Source organism: Bacillus cereus group sp. N21 (assembly GCF_016483395.1).
In the GTDB taxonomy this organism is placed as follows: domain Bacteria; phylum Bacillota; class Bacilli; order Bacillales; family Bacillaceae_G; genus Bacillus_A; species Bacillus_A pseudomycoides.
This window is the reverse complement of record NZ_JAEHBX010000343.1, coordinates 1-268: the sequence shown is the minus strand read 5'-3', so window position 1 is coordinate 268 and position 268 is coordinate 1. Positions and strand designations below refer to the sequence as shown.

Sequence of the window (268 nt, the reverse complement as noted above, 5' to 3'; positions counted from 1 at the left end):
TTATTTAACTGTTCAATAAAAGAGAGCTCTTCTCCTTGTACATTTTTTGATTTTGGAACAGCATCCCCTAAATCACGGGCAAGATTTGCGTTCTCTAACGCTCCTTTAAGGCTTTTCCATAAATTCGTTCTCGAAATACCAAAATCGTCAAAACATCCCGACCAGACGAACGCCTCTAAATTTCGTTCTGTTACAAACTTCGCTGGCATACGAAGACAAAATTCAAATAAATCCTCAAACATTTTGCTCTCTCGTTCTTCTAACAATG

Annotated in this window: 1 protein-coding gene; it reads right to left on the bottom strand. The window is 37.7% G+C overall.

All coding sequences use genetic code 11. The annotated features are described in order from the left end of the window. A partial coding sequence (locus JDS96_RS31120; protein ID WP_199669158.1) for a helix-hairpin-helix domain-containing protein occupies window positions 1-268 on the bottom strand: 268 nt, incomplete at both ends.